At 61.1% G+C, this 22,268-nt stretch carries 19 protein-coding genes and 1 tRNA gene; 10 read left to right on the forward strand and 10 right to left on the reverse strand.

What is annotated here, in order from left to right; genetic code table 11:
* Nucleotides 1–16 precede the first annotated feature (16 nt).
* The 3 genes from preA to WFJ47_RS04915 all read right to left on the reverse strand — a co-directional run bounded on the left by preA (nt 17) and on the right by WFJ47_RS04915 (nt 5,156).
* Nucleotides 17–1,285: an NAD-dependent dihydropyrimidine dehydrogenase subunit PreA gene (gene preA / locus WFJ47_RS04905; RefSeq protein ID WP_127103515.1), complete on the reverse strand. Its 1,269-nt coding sequence runs from the start codon at nt 1,283–1,285 to the stop codon at nt 17–19.
* A 2-nt stretch (nt 1,286–1,287) separates the two neighbouring features.
* Nucleotides 1,288–2,658 carry an NAD(P)-dependent oxidoreductase gene (locus tag WFJ47_RS04910; protein ID WP_336761262.1) on the reverse strand — a complete coding sequence of 457 codons (1,371 nt, stop codon included), beginning with the start codon at nt 2,656–2,658 and terminating at the stop codon, nt 1,288–1,290.
* A 125-nt stretch (nt 2,659–2,783) separates the two neighbouring features.
* Nucleotides 2,784–5,156 carry a TonB-dependent receptor gene (locus WFJ47_RS04915; protein ID WP_336761264.1) on the reverse strand — a complete coding sequence of 791 codons (2,373 nt, stop codon included), beginning with the start codon at nt 5,154–5,156 and terminating at the stop codon, nt 2,784–2,786.
* Between the two features lie 169 nt (nt 5,157–5,325).
* On the opposite strand from WFJ47_RS04915, the gene WFJ47_RS04920 reads away from it, so the two are divergent.
* Complete coding sequence (locus tag WFJ47_RS04920) at nt 5,326–6,030, forward strand: aspartate/glutamate racemase family protein (protein ID WP_336761266.1); 705 nt, start codon at nt 5,326–5,328, stop codon at nt 6,028–6,030.
* A gap of 233 nt (nt 6,031–6,263) precedes the next feature.
* On the opposite strand, the gene WFJ47_RS04925 is transcribed toward WFJ47_RS04920, so the two are convergent.
* Complete coding sequence (locus WFJ47_RS04925; protein WP_336761268.1) at nt 6,264–7,376, reverse strand: FAD-dependent monooxygenase; 1,113 nt, start codon at nt 7,374–7,376, stop codon at nt 6,264–6,266.
* Between the two features lie 63 nt (nt 7,377–7,439).
* On the opposite strand from WFJ47_RS04925, the gene WFJ47_RS04930 reads away from it, so the two are divergent.
* From WFJ47_RS04930 to WFJ47_RS04950, 5 genes are all read left to right on the forward strand, one after another.
* Nucleotides 7,440–7,880, forward strand: a complete 441-nt coding sequence (locus tag WFJ47_RS04930) for a MarR family transcriptional regulator (RefSeq protein ID WP_336761270.1) — start codon at nt 7,440–7,442, stop codon at nt 7,878–7,880.
* A 90-nt stretch (nt 7,881–7,970) separates the two neighbouring features.
* A complete protein-coding gene (locus WFJ47_RS04935; RefSeq protein ID WP_336761272.1) occupies nt 7,971–8,879 on the forward strand; it encodes a LysR family transcriptional regulator in 909 nt (302 codons plus the stop codon).
* Nucleotides 8,880–8,981: 102 nt separating this feature from the next.
* Nucleotides 8,982–9,875, forward strand: a complete 894-nt coding sequence (locus WFJ47_RS04940; RefSeq protein ID WP_336761274.1) for an NAD-dependent epimerase/dehydratase family protein — start codon at nt 8,982–8,984, stop codon at nt 9,873–9,875.
* Entirely contained in the window at nt 9,868–10,179 is a 312-nt protein-coding gene (locus WFJ47_RS04945; RefSeq protein ID WP_336761275.1) for a DoxX family protein, read from the forward strand. The genes WFJ47_RS04940 and WFJ47_RS04945 overlap by 8 nt, the downstream gene beginning before the upstream one ends.
* 74 nt (nt 10,180–10,253) lie before the next feature.
* Nucleotides 10,254–11,369: a metallophosphoesterase gene (locus tag WFJ47_RS04950; protein ID WP_336761277.1), complete on the forward strand. Its 1,116-nt coding sequence runs from the start codon at nt 10,254–10,256 to the stop codon at nt 11,367–11,369.
* A 753-nt stretch (nt 11,370–12,122) separates the two neighbouring features.
* Here the strand turns inward: WFJ47_RS04950 and WFJ47_RS04955 are convergent.
* From WFJ47_RS04955 to WFJ47_RS04980, 6 genes are all read right to left on the reverse strand, one after another.
* Nucleotides 12,123–12,198 (reverse strand) — tRNA-Glu (locus WFJ47_RS04955).
* A 48-nt stretch (nt 12,199–12,246) separates the two neighbouring features.
* Complete coding sequence (gene recJ, locus WFJ47_RS04960) at nt 12,247–14,055, reverse strand: single-stranded-DNA-specific exonuclease RecJ (RefSeq protein ID WP_336761278.1); 1,809 nt, start codon at nt 14,053–14,055, stop codon at nt 12,247–12,249.
* 21 nt (nt 14,056–14,076) lie between these two features.
* Nucleotides 14,077–15,069, reverse strand: coding sequence for a class II fructose-bisphosphatase (gene glpX, locus WFJ47_RS04965; RefSeq protein ID WP_127103505.1), 993 nt, complete (start codon nt 15,067–15,069; stop codon nt 14,077–14,079).
* Between the two features lie 84 nt (nt 15,070–15,153).
* The gene (locus tag WFJ47_RS04970) at nt 15,154–16,467 is read right to left on the reverse strand and encodes a homoserine dehydrogenase (RefSeq protein ID WP_127103504.1); all 1,314 of its coding nucleotides are present in this window, start codon (nt 16,465–16,467) and stop codon (nt 15,154–15,156) included.
* Nucleotides 16,464–17,669, reverse strand: coding sequence for an LL-diaminopimelate aminotransferase (locus WFJ47_RS04975; RefSeq protein WP_336761279.1), 1,206 nt, complete (start codon nt 17,667–17,669; stop codon nt 16,464–16,466). The genes WFJ47_RS04970 and WFJ47_RS04975 overlap by 4 nt, the downstream gene beginning before the upstream one ends.
* A 99-nt stretch (nt 17,670–17,768) precedes the next feature.
* Entirely contained in the window at nt 17,769–18,842 is a 1,074-nt protein-coding gene (locus WFJ47_RS04980; RefSeq protein WP_336761281.1) for a hypothetical protein, read from the reverse strand.
* Nucleotides 18,843–19,025: 183 nt separating this feature from the next.
* On the opposite strand from WFJ47_RS04980, the gene WFJ47_RS04985 reads away from it, so the two are divergent.
* From WFJ47_RS04985 to WFJ47_RS05000, 4 genes are all read left to right on the forward strand, one after another.
* Entirely contained in the window at nt 19,026–19,694 is a 669-nt protein-coding gene (locus WFJ47_RS04985; RefSeq protein ID WP_127103501.1) for an ATP-dependent Clp protease proteolytic subunit, read from the forward strand.
* A gap of 18 nt (nt 19,695–19,712) precedes the next feature.
* Nucleotides 19,713–20,720 (forward strand): ferritin-like domain-containing protein, encoded by a 1,008-nt coding sequence (locus tag WFJ47_RS04990; RefSeq protein ID WP_336761282.1) that lies wholly within the window; start codon nt 19,713–19,715, stop codon nt 20,718–20,720.
* Nucleotides 20,717–21,568, forward strand: a complete 852-nt coding sequence (locus WFJ47_RS04995; RefSeq protein WP_336761283.1) for a hypothetical protein — start codon at nt 20,717–20,719, stop codon at nt 21,566–21,568. The genes WFJ47_RS04990 and WFJ47_RS04995 overlap by 4 nt, the downstream gene beginning before the upstream one ends.
* Nucleotides 21,569–22,038: 470 nt before the next feature.
* Nucleotides 22,039–22,236 carry a hypothetical protein gene (locus WFJ47_RS05000; protein ID WP_336761284.1) on the forward strand — a complete coding sequence of 66 codons (198 nt, stop codon included), beginning with the start codon at nt 22,039–22,041 and terminating at the stop codon, nt 22,234–22,236.
* Nucleotides 22,237–22,268 lie beyond the last annotated feature (32 nt).

Raw genomic sequence — 22,268 nt, forward strand, 5'->3', positions numbered from 1 at the left:
GAGGCGGGGAGTCCTTTCAGGCGGAGAGACGATGCGGATTGAGAGGATGCTCCAACCAAGTCATCTCGCCGTCAACAGGCTGCGGCGCCATGGTGATGCACTCATCCACCGGGCAGACATGGGCGCAGAGATTGCAGCCCACGCATTCCTCTTCAATCACGCTGTATTCTCGGCGGTTCGGTCCGGTGCTCTTGGCGATAGCCTGATGCGACGTATCCTCGCAGGCAATATGGCACAGGCCGCACCCGACGCAGCTTTCCTGGTCGATCTGCGCGATGGTGCGGAATTTCATGTTGAGCTGGTTCCAGGGCACGAAGCGCGACACGGCCCGCCCGCTCAGATCGGGCAGCGTTGCATATTCCTTGCTGTCCATCCAGTTCGAAAGCCCGTCGATCATATCTTCGACGATGCGGAACCCGTAATGCATGGCGGCCGTGCAGACCTGAAGCGCGCTCGACCCCATGGCGAGGAATTCGGCGGAGTCCCGCCAGTTGCTGATGCCCCCCATGCCCGAAATAGGTATTCCTGCCATCTCGGGATCACGGGCAATCTCGCCGATCATGCGCAGCGCGATGGGCTTGACCGCTGGGCCGCAATAGCCGCCATGCGTGCCCTTGCCGCCCACGACCGGCATGGGGGCCATGGCGTCCAGATCGACCCCGATGACCGACTGGATGGTGTTGATGAGCGAGACCGCATCGGCACCGCCGCGTCGTGCGGCTCGGGCGGGCATAAGAATATTGGTGACATTGGGGGTGAGCTTGACGATGACCGGCATGCGCGTGTTCTGCTTGCACCAGCGCGTGACCATCTCGACATATTCGGGCACCTGCCCCACGGCAGAGCCCATATTGCGCTCGGACATGCCATGCGGGCAGCCGAAATTCAGCTCGATCCCGTCCGCCCCTGTCTCCTCGATGAGCGGTAATATGGCCTTCCAGCGATGTTCCTCGCACGGCACCATGAGGCTGACGATGAGCGCCCGATCCGGGAAATCGCGCTTTACGCGCTTGATCTCCGCAATATTGGTCGCGAGCGGGCGGTCGGAAATCAGTTCGATGTTATTGAGCCCCATCAGGCGCTTGCCTTCGAACTGGAGCGCGCCATAGCGCGAGCTGAGATTGACCACAGGCGGGTCCTCTCCCAGGGTTTTCCAGACCACACCGCCCCATCCTGCCTCATAGGCGCGGCGGACATTATATTCCTTGTCGGTTGGTGGGGCAGAGGCCAGCCAGAAGGGATTGGGGGAGGTAATCCCGGCGAAATTGGTGCGCAGATCGGCCATGATCAGGGGGCTCCCGTGCCGGAAAGGCGAAATTTGGAAAGGGTCAGGTCGTCATGAATGGCTTTGGCGGCCTCACGCCCGTCGCGTACGGCCGCCACGGTCAGATCCTCGCCCGCGGTGCAATCGCCACCGGCATAGACGCCCGCCAGAGTGGTGCGGCCCTTCTCATCGACTACCAGACGCCCGTTCTCGACAAGGATCTGGTCCCGGGCGATCGGATCGGGAATGAAGACCTGACCAATGGCCTTGAGCACCATATCGGCGCCAAGCGTGAACTCGGCAGGGGGCGCCAGAGGAGGCGTTCCGGAGAGGGACGGGGGATCGGTGCGCCTGAAGGTCACGCCTGTCAGCGCCCCTGCCGCAGTTTCAAGGCGTATGGGGGCGGCCCACAGGCGTAGCGTCACCCCATTTGTCTGTGCCCAGTCGCGTTCGACCTCGGTTGCGGACATGGTGGCCTCGCCACGACGATAGACAAGGGTGACCTCTTCCGCACCGAGTCTCTTGGCCTGCACTGCGGCATCAATGGCCGTATTGCCCCCGCCGATCACGACGACGCGTCGTCCCACCGGGGTTGTAGCCAGCGGATGGGAGCGCAGATATTCGATGAAGGCCACCGCATCCTGCACGCCGTGGATCGACTCATCCGGCAGGCCAAGGGCACGCACGCCCGAAAGGCCGATCGCCAGAAACACCGCATCATGCTCCTGACGCAACGTGGCGAGGCTGAGAGTCTCACCCAGAATGGTCCCGCCCCGATAGGTGATGCCGCCTATGGCGAAGAGGAAATCGATCTCCTTCTGGGCAAAATCATCGGCCAGCTTATAGGCGGCAACGCCATATTCATTGAGCCCGCCGGGACGCGTATGGCGGTCATAAAGCGTGACGTCATGCCCGAGCATGGCCAGTCGGTGCGCGCAGGCAAGCCCGGCAGGGCCGGCGCCCATGACGGCCACATGACGGCCGGTAGGGGCTGCCCGTTTGAAGGGATGGGCGGGCTGCGCCATTTGCCAGTCGGTCGCGAAACGCTGCAACGCGCCGATACGCACGGGCTTGTGCGTTTCGATAGCGGTATGAACGCATTTCTGCTCGCATAATATCTCGGTCGGGCAGACACGCGCGCATGACCCGCCGAGGATATTCGATTGCAGGATGGTCCGGGCAGCGCCCGCCGTGTTTTTTGAGGCGATTGCCTTGATGAAACGCGGGATGTCGATGTCGGTGGGGCAGGCCTCGATACAGGGTGCATCATAACAATAGAAGCAGCGATCGGCCTCCAGCGCCGCCTGCTCGGCGGTCAGACCTGGATGCGCATCGGCAAAGTTTCTGGCCAGCATGTCATCACTCAGGCGTCCACAGGCAATATCGGGCGGCATGGGATAATCCGATTCTGTTTGTTCCGTAAAACGAACGTTACGATCAGATCTGGCGGTGCTGCAAGTGTATTTTGACCATATGTTCAGGTTTTATCGTGCGGATGAAATCCCCCCGCCCGGACGCTTTAGAACCCGGTCGAAAGTGATACCGAAATGGCAAAGGTTGGCTGGATGGTATAGAGCGGCGACGACCCGGCGATGCTCGTGCCGTAGATACCCCGTATGGTTCTGGCATTCGAGGTAAAGGCGTAGACGGCATTACGATAGATCGAGCCGATCATGTTCTGCATGTTGATCTGCACCTGCGGGGAGTGCAGGAACCCCGTCCGGTGCAGTCGATAGCCCAGCGTCACGTTGTTGTTGATATAGCCGGGCATTTTCTCGTCATTGACGAGTGTCGCATATTGCGCCCCGATATATTTGAGCCCGAGATTGGCGAAAAAGCTGCCATCATCCCAGTCCAGCCCGAGCGCCGCCTGATATTTCGGCGCAGAGACGGCCCGCTTGCCCCGCGTCGGCAGAAGATCGCCATCGATCGGGATATTGTTATCGATCCGCGCATCGAGATACTCAAAGCTCGCATAGGGCCGCAGATGGTGCAGGATGGGCCGTGTGCCGATTTGCAGATCGACACCGCGTGAGGTCTGACCGCCGGCATTCATGGTCATGGGGGTGAGCGCACCATTGACGTAGCTGTTGAGCGCCAGTTGGCGATTGGTGAAATTGTAATTGAAGAAGGATATCTCGCCCACGATCAGGTCGTCATGATAGCGATAACCAAGTTCCTCTTCGATGGAATATTCGGGTTTGACGGTCGAGGGCGCGGTCTGCAGCGACCCTCCGGCGGGGCTGTAGAGCTCGAAAAGCGTGCTGTTATTGGTGGTGCGAAAATTGGTTACACCCAATACGTAGAGCTCGGAATGCTTGTCCAGCACATAGCGTGCGCTCACCTGTGGCAGAGGCTCGAAGATATTCTGTCCCCGCCGGTTATCCGACACCGGGACATAGCTGTCTATCCCGCGTGAAACCATGGCAGCGCGCAACCCTGCCTTGAGTTCCAGCCTGTCGCGCAGGAGCGAGATCCTGTCGCCCAGATAGAGCATGTTGATCTGGGTAAAGCTGTTATAGTCAGAGGCGTACCATTTCTTGCCCGATGACGTGCGATAGATCAGCGGGCCGTAATCGCCGTAGATATTCTCCGGTCCGCCATCGACGGGGTTGATGCGCGATACGGGTGTCGCCTGATTCATGCGCGACCATTCATACCACCAGCCGAAAGTGAGGGTGTTCTTCCCGGCCGTCCAGTCGAGTGAGGCATTGTTGCCCGCGCGATGATAGCTGTAATAATTGGGTGTGTAGATGAGTTGTGAGGTCGTGCTGCTGATGCGCCCGTCACCATTCAGATCAACACCGACTAGTGAGGACCCCGAATAGGTTGCGCCCTCGGTTGCCAGAGCCGCACCGCCGATAGAGCCGGATCCCCACCACAGATAGGGCGTGTCATGAAAATGCAGCCCATGGCCCAGGTCGAGCTCGGTCGGTGCCGAGGTCACCAGATTCTGGAACGCGTCCAGCGCATAGAGATGATAGCCGAGCCCATCCTTGTAGGAGCGTGAGAGGTCATTGCCCGCGCCATAACGGGCGAATTCCGACGCCGTGGGCCAGCGGCTGAATTGCAGCGTATTGTCATTATAGCTCATGACCAGCGAGGTATGGCTGTGCTGGGCAATATCCTTGACCAGCTTGAAATCGATATGCTTGCGCATATTGGTGCCGGGCCCACGCCAGTTATTGGCGCGCGTATAGGAAAACGAGGCGAAGGCGCGTACGCCGCTATGACCGATATCACCGGTATCGGCGCGTATCAGACCCCGCGCCAGATTATACGTGCCATAGGTCATGTTCACATAGCCTTCGCGGTGATGCGAAGGATCGCGGAGATTGGCATAGGCACTGCCTGCCGCCGCCGCAACGGTCGGAGTAGAGAGATCCACAGAACCAGGCATGAGCGAGACCTGCTGCAGGTTATCGCCATCCGATGTCTGATTGGCATAAAACCCGCCCGAGCCGATATCGCTGACCGGCACCCCCTCGTAAATCCAGCCGATCTGATCGCCCGGCAGGCCACGCAGATACATATTGCCCCCCACGATGCCATAGGGGTCCATGAGGGCGACATAGGCTGAGGGCTCGAGTGCCAGAACCTGCACCGGATTGGCTGTGGGCGATTGTTTGGCAATGAAATCACGGGTGACGGTCTGGATCGCGCCAGCGCGTGTCTCACGACGAATCAGCCCGCCACCTGCCTGCTGCCCCGTCACACCATTCGATGTCTTGTGGGAAGGGGCGGCTACCGTGATCTCTTCCGGTTTTCGCGGCTGATGAGCCTTCGCGCGGGGCGCTTTCGAGGAATGAGATGGTGTCAGGGGGGCTGCCGATACATACGGTATCGAAACGAAGAGAGGGGCAAGAAGCAAGCCAAGGCGACGGGAAACCATATCATCTCCGCAATATTTCGATTCCGTACGTAATGCAGCCTATCCATAAGCTGCCCGAATGGACAAGAATTTTCTGGAGTGCGCCGATGGGTGACCCGTCCCGTGGTTTTGCGTCGGGTCCCGAAATCGGGAATGCTGGATGGCGTGGGTACGCCTTCCGGGAGGAGACATGATGCAGATGATCGGGCTGATTGGCGGGATGAGCTGGGAAAGCTCGGCCATGTATTATCGTTTGCTCAATGAGGGTGTACGCGCCCGGTTGGGTCCGGCGGCTTCAGCGCGCTGCCTGCTCTGGTCATTCGACTTTGCGGAGATCAAGGCGCTTCAGCATCGCGGCGCATGGAGCGAATTGACGCGCTTGATGATTGGCGCGGCGCGTCATCTCGAAAATGCGGGGGCCGAACATATTGTGATCTGCACAAACACCATGCACCGCATGGCTGACGAGATTCAGGCGGCTCTCTCCATTCCACTCCTGCATATTGCTGACCCAACAGCGCAATCAATCAGGGCAGCGGGGCTGACGCGGATCGGATTGCTCGGTACCGCCTTCACGATGGAGCAGGATTTCTACAAGGGGCGTCTGCGGCGGCAATATGGGCTCGACGTTCTCGTACCGGATGACGCTGATCGTCAGAGCGTACATCGCATTATCTATGATGAACTCGTAGCCGGTGAGATCCGTCCGGAATCCCGCGCGCTCTACCGGGATATCATGGCGCGCCTCGTCGCGCGTGGTGCTGAGGGAATCATCCTGGGCTGCACCGAAATCATGCTTCTGGTCAGCCCCGAAGATGCGGAAGTCCCGCTTTTTGATACGACAGCCCTGCATGTCCAAGCCGCTGTGGGGGCCATGATTGGCCCGCCCCGATGAAGATCGGGAAGATGCTTTTCCCGATGGAGCGGCACGAGGCGTGATAGTGACACCTTGCTGAGACATGACGCCTGATGACATCAGACGCAGCAATCATAACTCATAGCGGAGCGGCATCTTGGCCTCCTGTTATCGCACAAAGAGTCGATTCAGGGGCGTCCGGGCTCGTCTACTGGACAGGGAGCCCCATTTCCTGCGCGGCGTCACGCCTGCGGTTCGGGGCGACATGCTCTTCAGCGCCCTCCCAGACGTTGTTGATAGTGGGCGAGAACCGGGGCAGCGCCATGATCGGAGAATACTTTCGACAGTCCTGAGGCTGCTCTGGCGGCGGCCCGTTCCGCACGCGATATCAGAGCCGCTTCATACTCTCGCAGCGACGCGACGCCATTCCCCTCTGTCAGGGTATTTGCAAGATCGAGTGCATCGGCCAGAGCCAGATTCACGCCTTCGCCGCTGAATGGAGACATCAGATGCGCCGCATCGCCCAACAACGTGACTGCGGGTGCCGGGGTCCATCTCGCGCCGATTGGCATTGCATAAAGCGGGCGAATTCCGAGGAAGTCACCTTCAGCAAGAAGCCGCCGCAGATCGGGTGACCATGAAGAAAAACTCCGTGCCATATGCGCCCGGGCTGCCTCTGGAGAGCCATCGCGCATGGCCAGAGCCGCCTTCTCTGCCAGGCGCATACCCGCGTAGAAGCGGATATGCCCCCCGCTGTTGCGCTGCAAGATCAGGGCACGGTTATTGCCCACTGCGAACATCTTGCCATGCCCGACCAGGGCGGCTGCACGGGGGTCACGCTTCTCCTCAAAGCCGAGTTCAAGGAAAACGATGCCCTCGTAAACCGGCTGGATCTTGGTGAGAAAAGGGCGGACACGAGACCAGGCTCCGTCTGCGCCGATCACAACATCATAGAGCTGAGGCCCATCTGTGCACAGCACCGAGATTTTCTCACCTGCGGAGACGATTCCGTTGACGCACTGACCCCAGTGCACGACGCCGGGCTCCAGCGATTCCAGCAGGATACGGCGCAGATCTCCCCGGTCGATCTCGGGACGGTTGGCGTCCCGGCCATCATGCTCGAAAATCAGACGCCCGGTCTCGTCATAGAGCCGATCGCCCTGATCCTCATGGCGCGCACAGGCCATGAAGGCGTCTTCTAGACCGGCTGCCCGCATGGCTCTCTGACCCGTTTCGTCGTGCAGGTCGAGCGATCCGCCCTGCAGCCTCTCCGCCGCATAGGCATCGCGTTCGAGAACCGTCACGCGCATCCCCTGTCGCTGGAGCAGGCAGGCGAGCAGCAGCCCGCCCGGTCCGCCGCCGACGATTCCGATATGTCTGTGCATTGTCTCCGGTGCCTCTCCAATTTACATAGGAAACTATATAGGAGAAACATAGGACGCTATGCAATGAGCGATACTCCCTGGAATCCGCTCGATCACGCGGGGCATTATCTCAGTCGCATCGGGCGTGGCCTGACGCGGATTGGTGATGCGCGGCTTCGACCGCTCGGTCTCGCAACGGCGCAATTGCCGGTGCTTTCAATGCTGCAGAACGGGGAGCGGCGGACGCAGAAGGAACTGGCGACCCTTGCAAAGGTCGAGCAGCCAACCATGGCGCAATTGCTGGCGCGAATGGAGCGCGATGGGCTGGTTCGTCGCGAGCCCGATCCGGAGGACCGTCGCAGCAGTCTCGTTTCGTTGACTGATCTGGCGCTCAAGCGGCTGCCTGCAGGACGCGAGGTCCTGCGTCAGTGCAATGCTGACATGACGACAGGCCTGACGGCAAAGGAAAAAAAGACACTGATCGCCCTGCTGCAGCGTGTGCTCGAGAATATCGAGGCACTCTGAGCGCCCGACAGGGGCCAGAAATCGTCGGATAATCCGGAAATATCTTTTTCAGGCTTAAATCATGGGCGCCCTAACTCTAATCTGGGCAGTATGGATATCAGCGGTCTCGACCTGAACCTCCTCAAGGCTTTCGAGGCGCTTTACATCGAGCGCCATGTGACCCGTGCCGGCGTCCGTATCGGGCTCAGTCAATCCGCGATGAGCGGAGCATTGACGCGATTGCGCGATCTGTTTGGCGACGAGCTTTTCATCCGAACTCCAGCCGCCATGCAGCCCACGAGGCGTGCCCAGGAACTCGCCTTACCCATAGGCCGCGCGCTCGATCTGCTGCGTGAGGGGCTGGGCATGGAAACGCAGGAGCCTGCGCAGTACGATGCTACGCTGACTCTTGCCATGACCGATTATGCTGCCTTTGTGCTGTTGCCGGGGCTTATTGCGCGGCTGGGTGCTCAGGCACCCCGGGTTAGCCTGCACGTACACGGCATGTTCGGCCGGGAGGAGGCCATTACCCTGCTCGATCAGGGTGAGGCCGATCTGGCGATCGGTTTCCCCGTAGAAGCTTCTTCCCGCCTGGTATCTCACCCCCTGATGCAGGAGGGTTTTTCCTGTATGGTGCGCCGCGGTCATCCGGCTTTCCGTCAGGGGGCGGATCTTGCAGCGTATATTGGCGCGCCTCATCTGCTCGTGTCGCCTGAGGGAGACCGAAGCGGGCTTGTCGATCGCTTGCTCGCCGAGCGTGGCCTGGCGCGCCACGTTGCACTGAGCCTGCCCCAATTCCTCGTCGCACCCTTCGTGATTGCCGAAACCGATCTCATCGCCACCCTCTCCACGCGTGTGGCACGACGTTTTGCGGGCGGAGAAAACGGGTTGGCGCTGTTCGAACCGCCCTTGCCATTGCCGAAATGGACGCTTTCCATGATGTGGCATCGGCGCACGGAAAATCACGCAGTGCTCCGATGGCTACGTGCGCAACTGGTCGATCTCGCGAGGGTGCTCTGACATCATCGCGCGGGCCGATAACGGCTTATCAGAACTCTCCATTTCCAATCCGCTCTGCGCGCCGCTTCACTTGCTTCAGGAAACAGCAAGGCGAAGCACTGCATGAACATCATGATAACAGGCGCAACAGGACTGATTGGCGGGGCGGTTGCCCGCGCGCTCAAGGCACAGGGGCATGGTATCCTCGCTCTGGCACGGAATGAAGGAGCGGCCGAGAAGGCAAGGGCACAGGGTTTCGACATTGTCGCCGGCGATTTGGCAGACACGGCGTTGCTCCATTCTGTGGCGCAAAGGGCCGATGCCGTTATTCATGCGGCGTCTTCCCACGACCAGAGGGCGGCGGATCTCGATCGTCGCGCCACCCATGCGTTGCTCGATGCCCTTCGGGGAACTGGCAAGCGGCTGATCTATACCAGTGGCTGTCTGGTGTACGGCGCGACGGGAGACAAAGCCGCTACTGAGGAAACGGCATGCAATCCACTGCCGATGGTGGCATGGCGTGAGACGCTGGAGCGCGAGATCAGGGCTGAACAGGATGTGCATGGAGTGATCCTCCGACCGGGCTGGGTTTATGGCTGTGGCGGTGGGACGGCCATGATGCTGCTGGCTGAGGCCCGCAATGAGGGCGCCGCACGCGTCATAGGCACCGGTGATAATCGCTGGAGCTGCGTTCATACCGAGGATCTTGCCCGGCTTTATGCACGGGCCCTTACCCATGCGCCTGCCGGGTCGGTTTATAACGGCGTCAATGGCGCGCCTGTCAGTCTCATGGAAATTGCTCAGGCGGCAAGCCGGGCAGGGGGAGCCCAAGGGCGGGTCACGCTCTGGCCGATTGAGGAAGCCCGCCAAAGCCTGCGTGGCTTTGCCGATGCGATAGCCTGCGATCAGGTCATTTCCGGCGGAAAGGCGCAGGCGGAGCTCGGCTGGCGACCGGTCATGGGCACGATCCTGCAGGAATTCGAGGCGATCACGTCGGGGAATTACCGTGATGCATGAAGCTGCGCGGTACCTCTTCATGGTCGCTATGATGGGTGCAGGTCTGGTCAATCTTCTGGGTCGGGACACCTTGCGTGCGCAGTTTGTGCGATGGGGTTACCCCGGATGGTGGTGTCGCGTAACCGGTGCGCTTGAATGGGTCAGTGTCGGGCTCATGACCTTTCCGCAAATGCAGATGGCGGGGCAGGTTCTGGCGGTCATGATTCTCTTGGCGGTTCTGATCACGCTGCTGCGCTGGCGCGCATTTTCCCATATGCCCGCTTTTGGCCTGTTTCTGGCGCTCCTGGCTCTAGGGTGGTCCTAAGGGTAGGAATCCGAAAACCGAACTCTCCGTCGGACGTTGCGGCTGAACGCACTTATTTCCGGAATGTGATTCCCTTGCGCCCAGTCGTTTTTAGTACGCTTTTTCTTGTTGTCATCCTGAACTGGCTCTGGCCATTGCCTCTTCCTCTCCTGGCGAGGATCGCCGCGGCCTGTCTGATCGTAGTGGTAGGGCTTTATCACTATTGGTGCCGTCTTTCCTCGGGCTCGGTTTTTGCGCCGGAGATGCCGCGTCTGGCGGTCATCCTGTTCAACTGGGGTTTCGGTGCCCTGATGCTCGTCACCGTCCTGCAATTGGCGGTGGATGGAGGCGCCGCGATCTGGGCACTTGTGACATGGCGTCCTTTCCATATCGGCACCGTGCCCCGCGTGGTTGCGGGGGCACTTGCGGCGTTTCTCTCGGCATGGGGGGTAGCCAACGCTCTGCGTGTTCCCCCCATACGTGACATCACGCTTGATATTGCCGGATTACCGCCCGGATTTGAGGGTTACCGTCTGGTTCAGCTGACGGATCTTCATATCACCCGCCTCTTTCCCGCACGTTGGGCGGAGGCCGTGGTGACAAGGACGAATGGAGCGGGGGCCGATCTGATTGTGGTCACCGGGGACTTTATCGATGGTTCAGTGGCAATGCGCCGAGATGACGTTGCCCCGCTCGCAGCCCTGACGGCTCCGGATGGTGTGTGGGCCATTCCCGGCAATCACGAATATTTCTTCGATTATGCCGAGTGGATCGCTCATCTCTCGCGCATGGGTTTCCGATTCCTGCTCAATAGCCACGAAATAATCAGGCGGAAGGACGACACACTCGTCCTGGCGGGGGTGACGGATCGTTCGGCTGCTCATCATGGAGAAGTCGGCCCGGACCTCGCGCTTGCGCTGGCGAACCGACCGGTAACCGCGCCCGTGATCCTGCTCGACCATCAACCCGGCGAGGCGCGAGAAGCGGCGCGTCTGGGCGTTGCGTTGCAGCTTTCGGGTCATACTCATGGCGGCATGATCTACGGGCTCGATGCCCTCGTGGCGCGTGGCAACAAAGGTTTTGTCTCCGGGCTATATCATGTCGGAAGCATGGCCCTGTATGTCAGCAACGGCACCGGCATATGGCCCGGCTTCGCCCTGCGCCTCGGCCGCCCTTCGGAGATCACCCGATTTACCCTGCGCGCTTCCTGACTTTTCACGAGGCCATAAAAGCCTTTCCGGCGGCCTCAATCGAGATCAACAGGACCACGCTGCGGACAGGTCTTGCCCGATCGGCAGTGTGGCGACGCTTTGACTGTTATTCTCTCCGGGCCATGCCTCGCTCTTCGTTTATACGCCAGATAGGGCGACGTTGCGCCTGTCTGTCAGCGACGATGCCTTCCTAGTGGACAGCTGATAAACTGGTCGGTCGATGCGGCCCCGGGCAAGACGAGGAGGCACCATTCACTCCCTGGATGATCCCTGACTCGAAGAGCGATCGGTGCAGCAGCGCATCGCCTCAGCCACGGACCCGACATTCCACGGGTGTTCGTTTGTCTGGACATCTGTGCGTATCCAGCGATGATTAGGTACGGGTTTGATGGCGGTTCGATTGGCTAGAGGACTCTAAGCAGACCAATCATAGACTGCGCGATGCTTGATGGTTACCGGGTCGAAGACGGTGACCAGGGACAGCTTCACTTGGACGGCAAGACGGGTGCGCGTGGTGTGGCATCACATTGGCTCATGGCGACGAGCGCGCATTACGGCACCGGACTTCTCCAAAGACCGCCCCTCTTCGACAGATCGATATCGGGCTTTTCAGAATGCGCTCATGCGAAGCCCCTGATACCAGAGAGCCATGTTTCCCTGATTGACTCAGGAATGGCTCAAAATCAATAATTTGGTAAATCAGGATTTTGCTTCTAACCGGCCGCATCCCGCAGAAAACTGCGGTCAATGCCGTGGTGTCCCGTACGGGATTCGAACCCGTGTTACCGCCGTGAAAGGGCGGTGTCCTAGGCCTCTAGACGAACGGGACTGGAGGCGTGAGCGGCTGATTATCCCAGCGGGGGGGAGGGGTCAACCCCTAAATCGTGGCGGCGTCCAAAATAAAAAAGCTCAGCATATCCTGACCTTGCCACTGCTCGCAGCGCAATTGCCCGGCCACATGAAGCACCGGCATGGCGCGGTCTTCCAGCAATTCCGCAAAGGTCTTGTCAGCGGCTCGGAACACGAGACCACGCAACCTGCCGCCATCTTCGCCCTGCAGGATCACACGCAGCGTATTGCCGTCGCGGCCGATGCGTTCGCTTTTGACGGCGCGTACTCGGCTGATCGCGATGACCGGCTCTTCATGGCCTGCACCGAATGGTCCCAGCCTAGTGAGTTGCGCCGCGATTTCCGTGGTCGCCCCACGCAGGGCCAGAACCCCGTCGATGCTCAATGCGTCGTGGCGCGGGCGATGACGCGCCTCGGCCAGCGCCTGATCCAGATGGGCATGAAATGCTCCAGCTTTTTCAGCAGGGAGAGAGAACCCCGCGGCCATGGCATGTCCCCCCCCTGTCAGGAGCAAGCCCGACTGGCACGCAGCAATCACGGCAGCGCCTATATCCAGCCCCGGTACCGAGCGTGCAGACCCCTTGATCACGCCGTCCTGCAAGGCGCCAATCAGCGTGGGGCGATTACAGCGCTCGCGCACGCGACTGGCCACGATCCCCACCACGCCGGGATGCCAGCTCTCCCCATGCAGAAACAGGGCGGCATGCCCTGCCTCAAGCTGGGATTCCGCCTGGTGATAGGCCTCTGTCAGGATATCGGCTTCGACGGTCTGGCGCTGCCTGTTGATCTCATCGAGCTTCTCGGCCAGCGCGCGCGCTTCAAATGCATCCTCGCTGAGCAGGAGCTTGACGCCCAGCTCAGCCTGGGCGATGCGCCCGCCCGCATTGATGCGTGGGCCGATGCCAAAGCCGCAGGCCATGGCACTGGCTGTTTCCTTCACTCCTGCCACGGAGGCGAGAGTGGAGAGCCCCAGGCGCTCGCCGCGCCCCATCACGCGCAAACCTTGGGCCACGAAAGCGCGGTTCAGATCACGCAGCGGCATGACATCGCAGATGGTGGCGAGCGCGACCAGATCGAGCTTGCCCAGAAGGGCCGGTTCCTCATGCGTTTCAAACCAGCCGGAAAGACGCAGGGCGCGGCAGGTGGCGATCAGGGTCAGAAAAGCGACGCTCGTGGCACAGAGATGACCCAGCCCCGAGCCACAATCCAGACGGTTCGGATTCACCACGAGGCAGCTGGGCAGAATGGCGCCGTCAGGCTTGTGATGATCCAGAACGATGATATCGCCCTCCACCCGCAAGGCGTCGAGCAGGGCGACTGCCGCTGTGCCGCAATCCACACAGACGAGCAGCGTCGCCCCCTTGGCGCGCAGCCCCTCGAGGGCAGGCGCGTTCGGGCCGTACCCCTCTTTCTGCCGGTCCGGAATATGGAAATGGACCGCACAGCCCAGTTCGCGCAGCGTTTCGGTCAGGAGGGTGGTGCCGCAGGCGCCATCCACATCGTAATCACCGAACACACCGACGGTCTCACCGCATCGGACCGCCTGCGCGAGGCGGGCGGCGGTTTCGTCCATGCTGTGCAGGCAGGACGGATCGGGTAGCCAGTCACGCAGCCTCGGGTCGAGAAAGGCCGCGACCTGTGAGGGATCGACCCCCCTGCCATGCAGTATGCGTGCGAGAAGTTCCGGAATACCGGCGCGCTGCGCCATCGCAAGGGCCACGCGGCCATCGCCGGTCGCCAGTTTCTCGTCGCGCCAGATCCAGGATCGCCCGCTGCCGCTGGAATGAACGGACAGAACCGGCTCTGGCGGAACAAGGAACGAGGGAGCGTCAGACATGCGCTCCCTTATAGAATGGGTTCAGTGACCTGCCCATGTCTTGGTGGAGAAATCGTGGCGCCCTTCAATGAAGCGCACCGTGGCCGATTTGGAGCGCATCACGATGGAATGGGTGCGCGCAATGGTGGGGCCATAGAAGCGCACGCCGCGCAGAAGTGTACCCGTGGTCACGCCGGTAGCGGAGAACAGAACATCGCCGCGGGCCATGTCATGCAGGCCGAGCTTGCGGGTGGGGTCCTTGCCAGGGTCCATCGAGCGGGCGCGTTCGACCTGGCTTTCATCCTCGAACATCAGGCGTCCCTGCATCTGGCCCCCGACGCAGCGTACCGCCGCGGCAGCGAGAACACCCTCAGGGGCGCCACCGGAACCTGCATAGATATCCACGCGGCTCTCATCCATACAGGCGGCGATGGCAGCGGCCACGTCGCCATCGGTCAGCAGCATGACGCGCGCGCCAGCTTCACGGGCGCGGGCAATCAGCTCTTCATGGCGTTCGCGGTCGAGTGCGCACATGGTGATGGAGGAGATGTCCTTGCCCTTGGCCTTGGCGAGGTCACGCAGCGTGGTCTCGATCGGGGCATCGATATCGATCAGGTCTTCCGGCAGGTTCGGACCGACCACCAGCTTCTGCATGTAGATGTCGGGAGCATGGAGGAAATTGCCGCTTTCGGCCAATGCCACCATGGTCATGGCATTGGGCATGTCCTTGGCGCAGAGATTGGTGCCTTCCAGCGGGTCGACGGCAATATCCATCTTGGGGCCGCCAGCCCCCACCTTCTCGCCGATATAGAGCATCGGCGCTTCATCCATCTCGCCTTCGCCGATCACGACCGTCCCTTCGATCGCGACCGTGTCGAACGCGGCCCGCATGGCCTGAACGGCTGCACCGTCAGCCTCGTTCTTTTCCCCACGGCCTGTCCAGGCCGATGACGAGATGGCCGCAGCCTCTGTAACGCGCACAAGTTCGAGCGCGAGGTTGCGATCCGTCACTTTATACTTAGGAGAGAAAGGCATCCGGTATATCCTATCTGTACTCTATCCAGCTGAGCCGGAATTGCGACACGCCCTGTTATGCCGGGATGTGCCGCCTTTGCCACATCACACAGTCTCGATTTTCATGAGCAGCGGTGTGCCGACGACAGTTTCCAGGGGCTCGAGGGCCGTCAGGACGGAAAGCATGGCCGCCTCGCTGGTTTCATGTGTGACAAGCGCAAGCGGAACAACCGTCTGTGAACCGGCAGGCTGAACAGCTTCCTCGGCGGCATGCTGGGAGAGCGCGCGCAGCGACACGCCATAGTCGCGCAGGGCTGCCGTGATATCGGCCACGACGCCCGGACGGTCCTGAACAAAAAGGCGCAGATAATACTGGCCGCCCAGGCTTTCACGCGGGGCGCAGGCGATTTCGGGCTTCGGGTCCATGCCCCAGACGGGCAGGGCCGTACCACGGGCAAGATCGATCACATCGGCCACAACGGCGCTGGCGGTGGGACCGGCACCGGCGCCACGCCCTTCGATCAGCATCGGACCGCTGAAGGCGCCCTCGGTCAGTACGGCGTTGAACACGCCATCCACATTGGCGATGGGGGCTGATTGCGGGACCATGCACGGGCGCATCGAGGCCTCGATCTTGCCCTGACCGTCACTACGGGCACTGCCGAGAAGCTTGATGCGATAGCCCATCTCGCGGGCGAAGGCCTGATCGCAGGCGGCGATATTGCGGATCCCCTCGACATGCAGGGAATCGAAACGCACGGGCTGGCCGAAGGCGAGACCGGCCAGAATGGCGAGCTTGTGTGCGGCGTCCCAGCCATCCACATCAGTGGAAGGGTCGGCCTCGGCATAGCCGAGTGCCTGAGCTTCCGCCAGGATATCCCCGAAATCGCGGCCCGTCTCGCGCATCGCGGTCAGGATGTAGTTGCAGGTGCCGTTCAGAATGCCGCCTACGCGCAGCAGATGGTCGGCGGCCAGACCCTCACGCACCAGCTTGATGGCCGGGATACCGCCCGCCACCGACGCTTCGAAAAGCAGCGAGGTTTCGTTCTCGCGTGCGAGGCGCGCCAGAGAGGCCCCGTGAATGGCCAGCAGGGCCTTGTTGGCTGTGACAACCGGCTTTCCAGCCTTCAGCGCGGCCTCTACGAGCGCACGGGCCGAGCCTTCGGCGCCGCCAATCAGCTCGAGCACCACATCGACCCTGGGGTCGGCGGCGAGAGCGATGGCGTCGTCATGCCAGGTCAGGCCGGTCAGATCGACTCCGCGGTCGCGCGTGCGATCACGCGCCGAGACGGCGACCACCTCGATGGTTCGTCCGGCACGGGCGGTGATGGCCTGGGCGTTTTCACGCAGAAGGCGCACCACGCCAGCCCCGACCGTGCCAAGACCCGCAATACCAAGATGAAGTGTTTGACCGTTCACGAAACTGCCTCTGCCTGTTTGACGCCGTGTTTGTTGAGGAAGGTCTTGATGGCGCGCGTGGCCTGACGCAGGCGCTGCGTGTTCTCGACAAGACCGATGCGGACGAAGCCCTCGCCGTATTCACCAAAGCCAAGCCCTGGCGCCACGGCCACTCCGGCTTCCTTGAGCAGGAGCTTGCTGAAATCGACGCTGCCCATTTCGGCAAAGCGCTCGGGGATGGGCGCCCAGGCAAACATCGAGCCCTGCGGCGACGGGACGTCCCAGCCTGCGGCATGAAGCCCGCGGATGAGCACGTCACGCCGCTCGCGATACATGTCGCGGATTTCCGTCACGCAATCCTGCGGGCCGCTCAGGGCTGCAACGGCCGCTACCTGAATGGGGGTAAAGGCCCCGTAATCGAGATAGGATTTGATGCGTGTGAGCGCCTGGATCAGATGCGGATTGCCAGCAGCAAATCCCATGCGCCAGCCCGCCATGGAATAGGTCTTCGAGAGCGAGGTGAACTCGACCGCGATGTCCTTGGCGCCTGGTACCTGCAGGATGGACGGCGGTGGCTCGTCGCCGAAATAGATTTCGCAATAGGCCAGATCGGACAGGATCCAGATCTGCTCGCGACGGGCAAAAGCCACCAGCTCCTTGTAGAAATCCAGCGAGGCTGTGAACGCCGTCGGGTTGGAGGGGAAGTTCACGATCAGCGCGGTTGGCTTGGGTACGGAATGGCGTACGGCGCGTTCGAGCGCGCGCAGCATGTCCTCACCCGGCGTGGCCGGAATGGAACGCACCGAGGCACCCGCGATGATGAAGCCGAACTGATGGATGGGATAGGACGGATTCGGCACCAGGATCGTATCACCGGGGCTGGTGATGGCTGAGGACAGGTTCGCCAGCCCCTCTTTCGAGCCCAGAGTCGCGATGACTTCGGTCTCGGGATTCAGATCCACGCCGAAGCGACGCTCGTAATACCCCGCCAGTGCGCGGCGCAAACCGGGAATGCCCCGGCTGACCGAATAACGGTGGCTGCGCGGGTCTGCCACGGTCTCAACCAGTTTTCGGACGATATGCGGCGGTGTGGGGCTGTCGGGATTGCCCATGCCCAGATCGATGATGTCTTCACCATGCGCTCGGGCCGCGGCCTTGGCCTTGTTCACTTCGGCGAAGACATAGGGCGGCAGGCGACGGATGCGGTGAAACTCTTCGGTCATTTTTTCGGCTCGGGGGCACAGGGTTGAAATAAAATTACCGGAGTCAGGGCGACTCCGACAATCTTCACTAACCTGATTTCCGGACCGGGTGAACCGCCCTCAGTAAGGCGAGCGGTCAATTCTCGCGCCACGCCCCAAAGCGCCGGCGCTGATGCGGATGTCCGATGCCGCCACGCCATGCAGGATCAGAGTCTGGGCCAGAGCGCGGGCACGCAGCAGACCAAGCTTGATTCCGAGCACCTGTTCCGAGGGGCGGAAGGAGGTGATTTCACCAAATCCCTTCACATAGACGATGTCATGCGGGCCGCGTCCGCCCAGCGCCTTGCCGATCGCGCCTTCCTGGCCACGGGCCATCTGATCCGAGGCCTGGTTGAATCGTATCAGCGTGCCATGCGGCTCCGTCAGGTCATACGAAGGCGGGACGATATCGGGCAGGGCGGCGTCGCGCGGGATGTTGAAGCCCGGAAAATTCGGCGCAACCGGGGGCAGGTCGCCAATCTGGGGCAATTCGCCCGGCTTGATGGGGGGAGGGGCGAAGCGTGTCACCTCTGGCAGACCAGCTTCCGGCGCGGCGGGGGGCGCATCCTTTTTGGTCGCCTGCTTTGGCGCGGGCTGAGCCTGCTTGCCCGGCATGGGGGCCGGAGCGTTTGATTCAGCCGGAGTGGCGGCCGGGGGGGCGGCAGAAGCCGGTTTGGCGGGTGTTCCTGCGGCAGGTGTTCCCGCGGCGGGCGCGTTTTGCGCCGGGGGCGGGGTCTGACCGGGGGCAACCACGCTCATGGAGGAGCCACTATCGTCATTGGCCGGGCGAGGCTTGGGCTGAGGCGGTGGCGGCGGTGGGGCCACAATGAGCGGGCCGTCGGCCACGGCCAGATGCTGGCTCAGATTGCGCTGGAGCGTAAGCCGGTCGGTCAGGGCCTGCCGCGCCTGGGCGCTCGGCAGGTCCACACTGGTCATGGGGGTCAGGCCGACGCGCGGATAGGTGCCATGCGCGCCGGGAGCCGGGGGACGCTGCTTGGCAATCTCGCCGCCCTGATACTGATGATACCAGTTATCCACCGTGTCGACGGCGTCCCGGTGACCGCAGGCGCTCAGCGACATCACGAGTGACACCATGCCCGTCATGACGAGACCCGTGCGTGGCCAGCCTGTTTTAACCCCGCCTGTTTTAACCATGTCTCTCGATCGACCCTTGCGTTTCTTGTCCGGTTTCATCCTGCTGGCGCCACCCTAACCGCTCCGGCCCGTCGTGGCGAGATGCTTGATCTGGCGCAAAAATCGGGGGGGCTCTTGTGAGGTCCGCCCATCAAGCGCAACATAGACGGCATGAACAGGCTGCACGGACATAGGAACACCCGCATGCGTGGCACGACACCCCAGGACATCTCCCGTATCGCCCCACGTCTCGATGATGAAGAGCCCGATCCCCAGGCGCCCGATGCGCCCGAGCCCAAGGAAGCGGCCGAAAAGCCCCCCGGTGGCGAGATTGAAGGCAAGCTGTTCGAACAGCGCAAGGTGCTGATCTTCGGTGGCATCAACGACAAGGTGGCCCGCGATGTCACCGGGCGTCTTCTTGCTCTGGCAGGCGCTTCGGACAAGCCCATCGATGTGTATGTCAACTCGCCGGGCGGCCATGTCGAGAGCGGTGACACCATCCACGACATGATCCGCTTTGTGGATTCCATCGCTCCCGTGAATATGATCGGTACGGGCTGGGTCGCCTCCGCCGGTGCCCTGATCTTTGCCGCGGGCCGTCCCGAGCGCCGCCTGTGTCTGCCGAACACACGCTTCCTGTTGCATCAGCCGATGGGCGGTGTGCGCGGTCCGGCAACCGATATCGATATTGAAGCCCGCGAGATCATCAAGATGCGCGAGCGACTCAATCGTCTTTTTGCCCGTGAAACCGGTCAGTCCTACGAGAAGATCGCCAAGGATACGGATCGCAATCACTGGATGTCGGCAGAGGAAGCCATTGCCTATGGCCTCGTCTCGCGCGTCATCAGCAAAATGAGCGACATCAAGGAATAAGAAGAGGACCTCTCTCTCATGTCACGTCTTGAACAACTCTACAGCCATCTTCCGGATGCGCCGTCAGACAAGACCCTGGCCAAGGCCGATTTCGAAGCCCGTCACTGGAGCAGCGCCATTCCTGGCCCGCTCAAGCCGGGCACCGAAGAACACAAGCGCGCCGTGGCCGACATGTTCAGGGAGACCTTCAACCCCTACAAGCCCTCGGTCATCGAGTGGCCCAACCTCGATCCGCAGACCCTTCATCGCATCACCTCGCTACCGATCTGGGATATTGCGGTGCAGACCGAGGGCAAGGCGCGCCTGCGCATGGCCGCCTATGCCGACATGATCGACGACCCGGACATGAAGGACGCCCTGCGTCGCAATGCCTGGGAGGAGAACCGCCACAAGGAGGTGCTCTCCAAGCTGGTCGAAGCCTATAATATTCCCATGGCGCCCGAGCCTCCCTATATCGAGCCCAAGGATACCGAGTGGGCTTATCTTGTGACCGGGTTCTCGGAATGCGTGGACAGCTTCTTCGCTTTCGGTTTGTTCGCCCTCGCCGAGCGCGCCGGACTTTTCCCCATGGAACTGATCGAGACCTTTGAGCCCGTGATGCAGGAGGAATGTCGTCACATCCTGCTTTTCGCGAACTGGCTGGCCTGGCATCGCGCCACCATGCCGTGGTGGAAGCGCCCCGTCTTCGAGGCGCGCGTGTTGGGTGTCTGGGCGTTCCTCGCCTATGAGCGCATGGATCTGGCACGTTCCATCGACTCCGAAGGCAATGAGCATACGCAGGACAACAACTTTACTGTGACCGGCGCCAAGGACATGACGGACATCGATATCAAGGTGCCTGAGCTGATGCAGCTTTGCCTCGATGAAAATGACCGTCGTTTCTCGGGCTACGATCATCGCCTGCTGCGCCCCACCACGACGCCGAACCTCGTCAAGACCGGGCTGTTCGCCTATCGTCTGTGGGAGAAGGCCTTGGGAGCGGTGCGTGCACGGCTTGGACAGACGAAGCAGCACGCCCCTGCATGAGTGTGATCGAGCCGGGGTCTGAAGCCCATAAGCATTATTTCTGTCAGCAGTTTATTGATACGCATCAGGTTTTCGATCCCGAAACCCTGCCATGGCCCGAACTGACAGATGAGGAACTCTCCCGGCTTCGCGCTGTCCCGTTCTGGCAGGAGGTGTATCACACCGAACGCCGGGCCGGGGCTATCGTCGATGCCTTCACCCCCCAGATCATCGATCCGGAGGTGAAGGAGGCGGTGCGTCTTCAGGGGTATGAAGAGGCGCGTCATGCCGATCTGATCCGCGTCATGATCGAGCGTTACGGCCTGGACGCCCAGAAGCAGCCTCTCGAGAAATTTCCGGCTGATCTGGAAAAGGCCTTCATCGATTTCGGCTTTGGTGAATGTCTCGACGCCTTCCTCGGCTTCGGCGCGTTCAAGAGTGCGCGTCAGTCTCAATTCCTGCCCGAAAAGATGTTCGAGATCTTCGACATCCTGATGTTCGAAGAAACGCGGCATATCGTCTTCTTCATCAACTACATGGCATGGCGCGAAAAACGACGCGGTCTTGGTCGCGCGCGGCGCTCTGTGAAATCGTTCCGCTTTTATCTGCGGGCGCTCAGCCGTTTGCTGGGCATGGTACGCCGCGGTCAGGAACCCAATGACGGCCGCGACTTTGCCGTTACCCAGACCAATCTCTTCCTGGACGGGTTTTCCTTCCGGGGATTCGTGGAAGATTGTTACCGGGAGAATGCTCGCCGCATGACCGCGTTTGACCCTGGCCTCATGCAGCCGCGTCTGTTGCCCGGCATCGCAGATCTGGCGCTGCGCGGGCTGCGTCTCTGGGACAAGGGGCGCGGCCTCTCGCGCTGATTGTTGGTCATTTCGCGTTCGGCGTGAATCAGCGGTCTGACGGCTGCTCACGCCACGCCGAGAAAATTGCGTCTCTGGGGCGCTGCCGTGCCGTCCGGTATGGCTTTGCCGAGTCATCGTGAATGATGCCCAGCCTGAGAGCCGTATGAGGGCACGGGATTTCGCCCTTACTGGAACTGAAGATATGGCCGGCCGCTCGATGTCGGCGGAAGCTTGCCGGTTGTTCGGTCCCGGTCAGTATCCTGCCATATCTTCGAATATGCATTCGGAACAATAAGCAATCGAAATGATAAGAGTAAGGATACGCGCGGTTGGGTCGGTGCAGTCGCGTCCCGTGTCCTCGCTCTCATCGCGCACAGGGTGCGTCGTCAGAAAATCAGAACTGATCACCGTTGGGTGCGATGAACGTTTTCGCAATTACTGTTGTACCAGGACCTTTACTTTTTCCGGTTAGATGGACTGGCCATCGTATGGTGGACGCTCTGAAGCAGCCGGAAACGGAAGAATGCTGGTTGGTACGCATCTGCAAGGATGCACTCGGTCACAACGTCCGCACACGCATGCTCCTCAATCACCAGTCGATCTATCTCGACAGATCTCAAACCCAGTATCGCTATTTCCATGTCGAACTCGATGAGCATGAAGCAATCTGGGCACGGGCGCGCTGACCGAGAGCTATCTCGATACAGGCAATCGGGAG

Source organism: Asaia sp. VD9 (assembly GCF_037150015.1).
Taxonomy (GTDB): domain Bacteria; phylum Pseudomonadota; class Alphaproteobacteria; order Acetobacterales; family Acetobacteraceae; genus Asaia.

What these genes read in the sequence shown, in the direction of transcription:
- preA (WP_127103515.1), bottom strand. Translation starts at nt 1,285, where the DNA reads ATGGCCGATCTGCGCACCAATTTCGCCGGGATTACCTCCCCCAATCCC.
- WFJ47_RS04920 (WP_336761266.1), top strand. Translation starts at nt 5,326, where the DNA reads ATGATGCAGATGATCGGGCTGATTGGCGGGATGAGCTGGGAAAGCTCG.
- WFJ47_RS04925 (WP_336761268.1), bottom strand. Translation starts at nt 7,376, where the DNA reads ATGCACAGACATATCGGAATCGTCGGCGGCGGACCGGGCGGGCTGCTG.
- WFJ47_RS04940 (WP_336761274.1), top strand. Translation starts at nt 8,982, where the DNA reads ATGAACATCATGATAACAGGCGCAACAGGACTGATTGGCGGGGCGGTT.
- WFJ47_RS04975 (WP_336761279.1), bottom strand. Translation starts at nt 17,669, where the DNA reads ATGACCGAAGAGTTTCACCGCATCCGTCGCCTGCCGCCCTATGTCTTC.
- WFJ47_RS04910 (WP_336761262.1), bottom strand. Translation starts at nt 2,658, where the DNA reads ATGCCGCCCGATATTGCCTGTGGACGCCTGAGTGATGACATGCTGGCC.
- WFJ47_RS04945 (WP_336761275.1), top strand. Translation starts at nt 9,868, where the DNA reads ATGCATGAAGCTGCGCGGTACCTCTTCATGGTCGCTATGATGGGTGCA.
- WFJ47_RS04980 (WP_336761281.1), bottom strand. Translation starts at nt 18,842, where the DNA reads ATGGTTAAAACAGGCGGGGTTAAAACAGGCTGGCCACGCACGGGTCTC.
- WFJ47_RS04990 (WP_336761282.1), top strand. Translation starts at nt 19,713, where the DNA reads ATGTCACGTCTTGAACAACTCTACAGCCATCTTCCGGATGCGCCGTCA.
- WFJ47_RS04930 (WP_336761270.1), top strand. Translation starts at nt 7,440, where the DNA reads ATGAGCGATACTCCCTGGAATCCGCTCGATCACGCGGGGCATTATCTC.
- WFJ47_RS04985 (WP_127103501.1), top strand. Translation starts at nt 19,026, where the DNA reads ATGCGTGGCACGACACCCCAGGACATCTCCCGTATCGCCCCACGTCTC.
- recJ (WP_336761278.1), bottom strand. Translation starts at nt 14,055, where the DNA reads ATGTCTGACGCTCCCTCGTTCCTTGTTCCGCCAGAGCCGGTTCTGTCC.
- glpX (WP_127103505.1), bottom strand. Translation starts at nt 15,069, where the DNA reads ATGCCTTTCTCTCCTAAGTATAAAGTGACGGATCGCAACCTCGCGCTC.
- WFJ47_RS05000 (WP_336761284.1), top strand. Translation starts at nt 22,039, where the DNA reads ATGGTGGACGCTCTGAAGCAGCCGGAAACGGAAGAATGCTGGTTGGTA.
- WFJ47_RS04915 (WP_336761264.1), bottom strand. Translation starts at nt 5,156, where the DNA reads ATGGTTTCCCGTCGCCTTGGCTTGCTTCTTGCCCCTCTCTTCGTTTCG.
- WFJ47_RS04995 (WP_336761283.1), top strand. Translation starts at nt 20,717, where the DNA reads ATGAGTGTGATCGAGCCGGGGTCTGAAGCCCATAAGCATTATTTCTGT.
- WFJ47_RS04935 (WP_336761272.1), top strand. Translation starts at nt 7,971, where the DNA reads ATGGATATCAGCGGTCTCGACCTGAACCTCCTCAAGGCTTTCGAGGCG.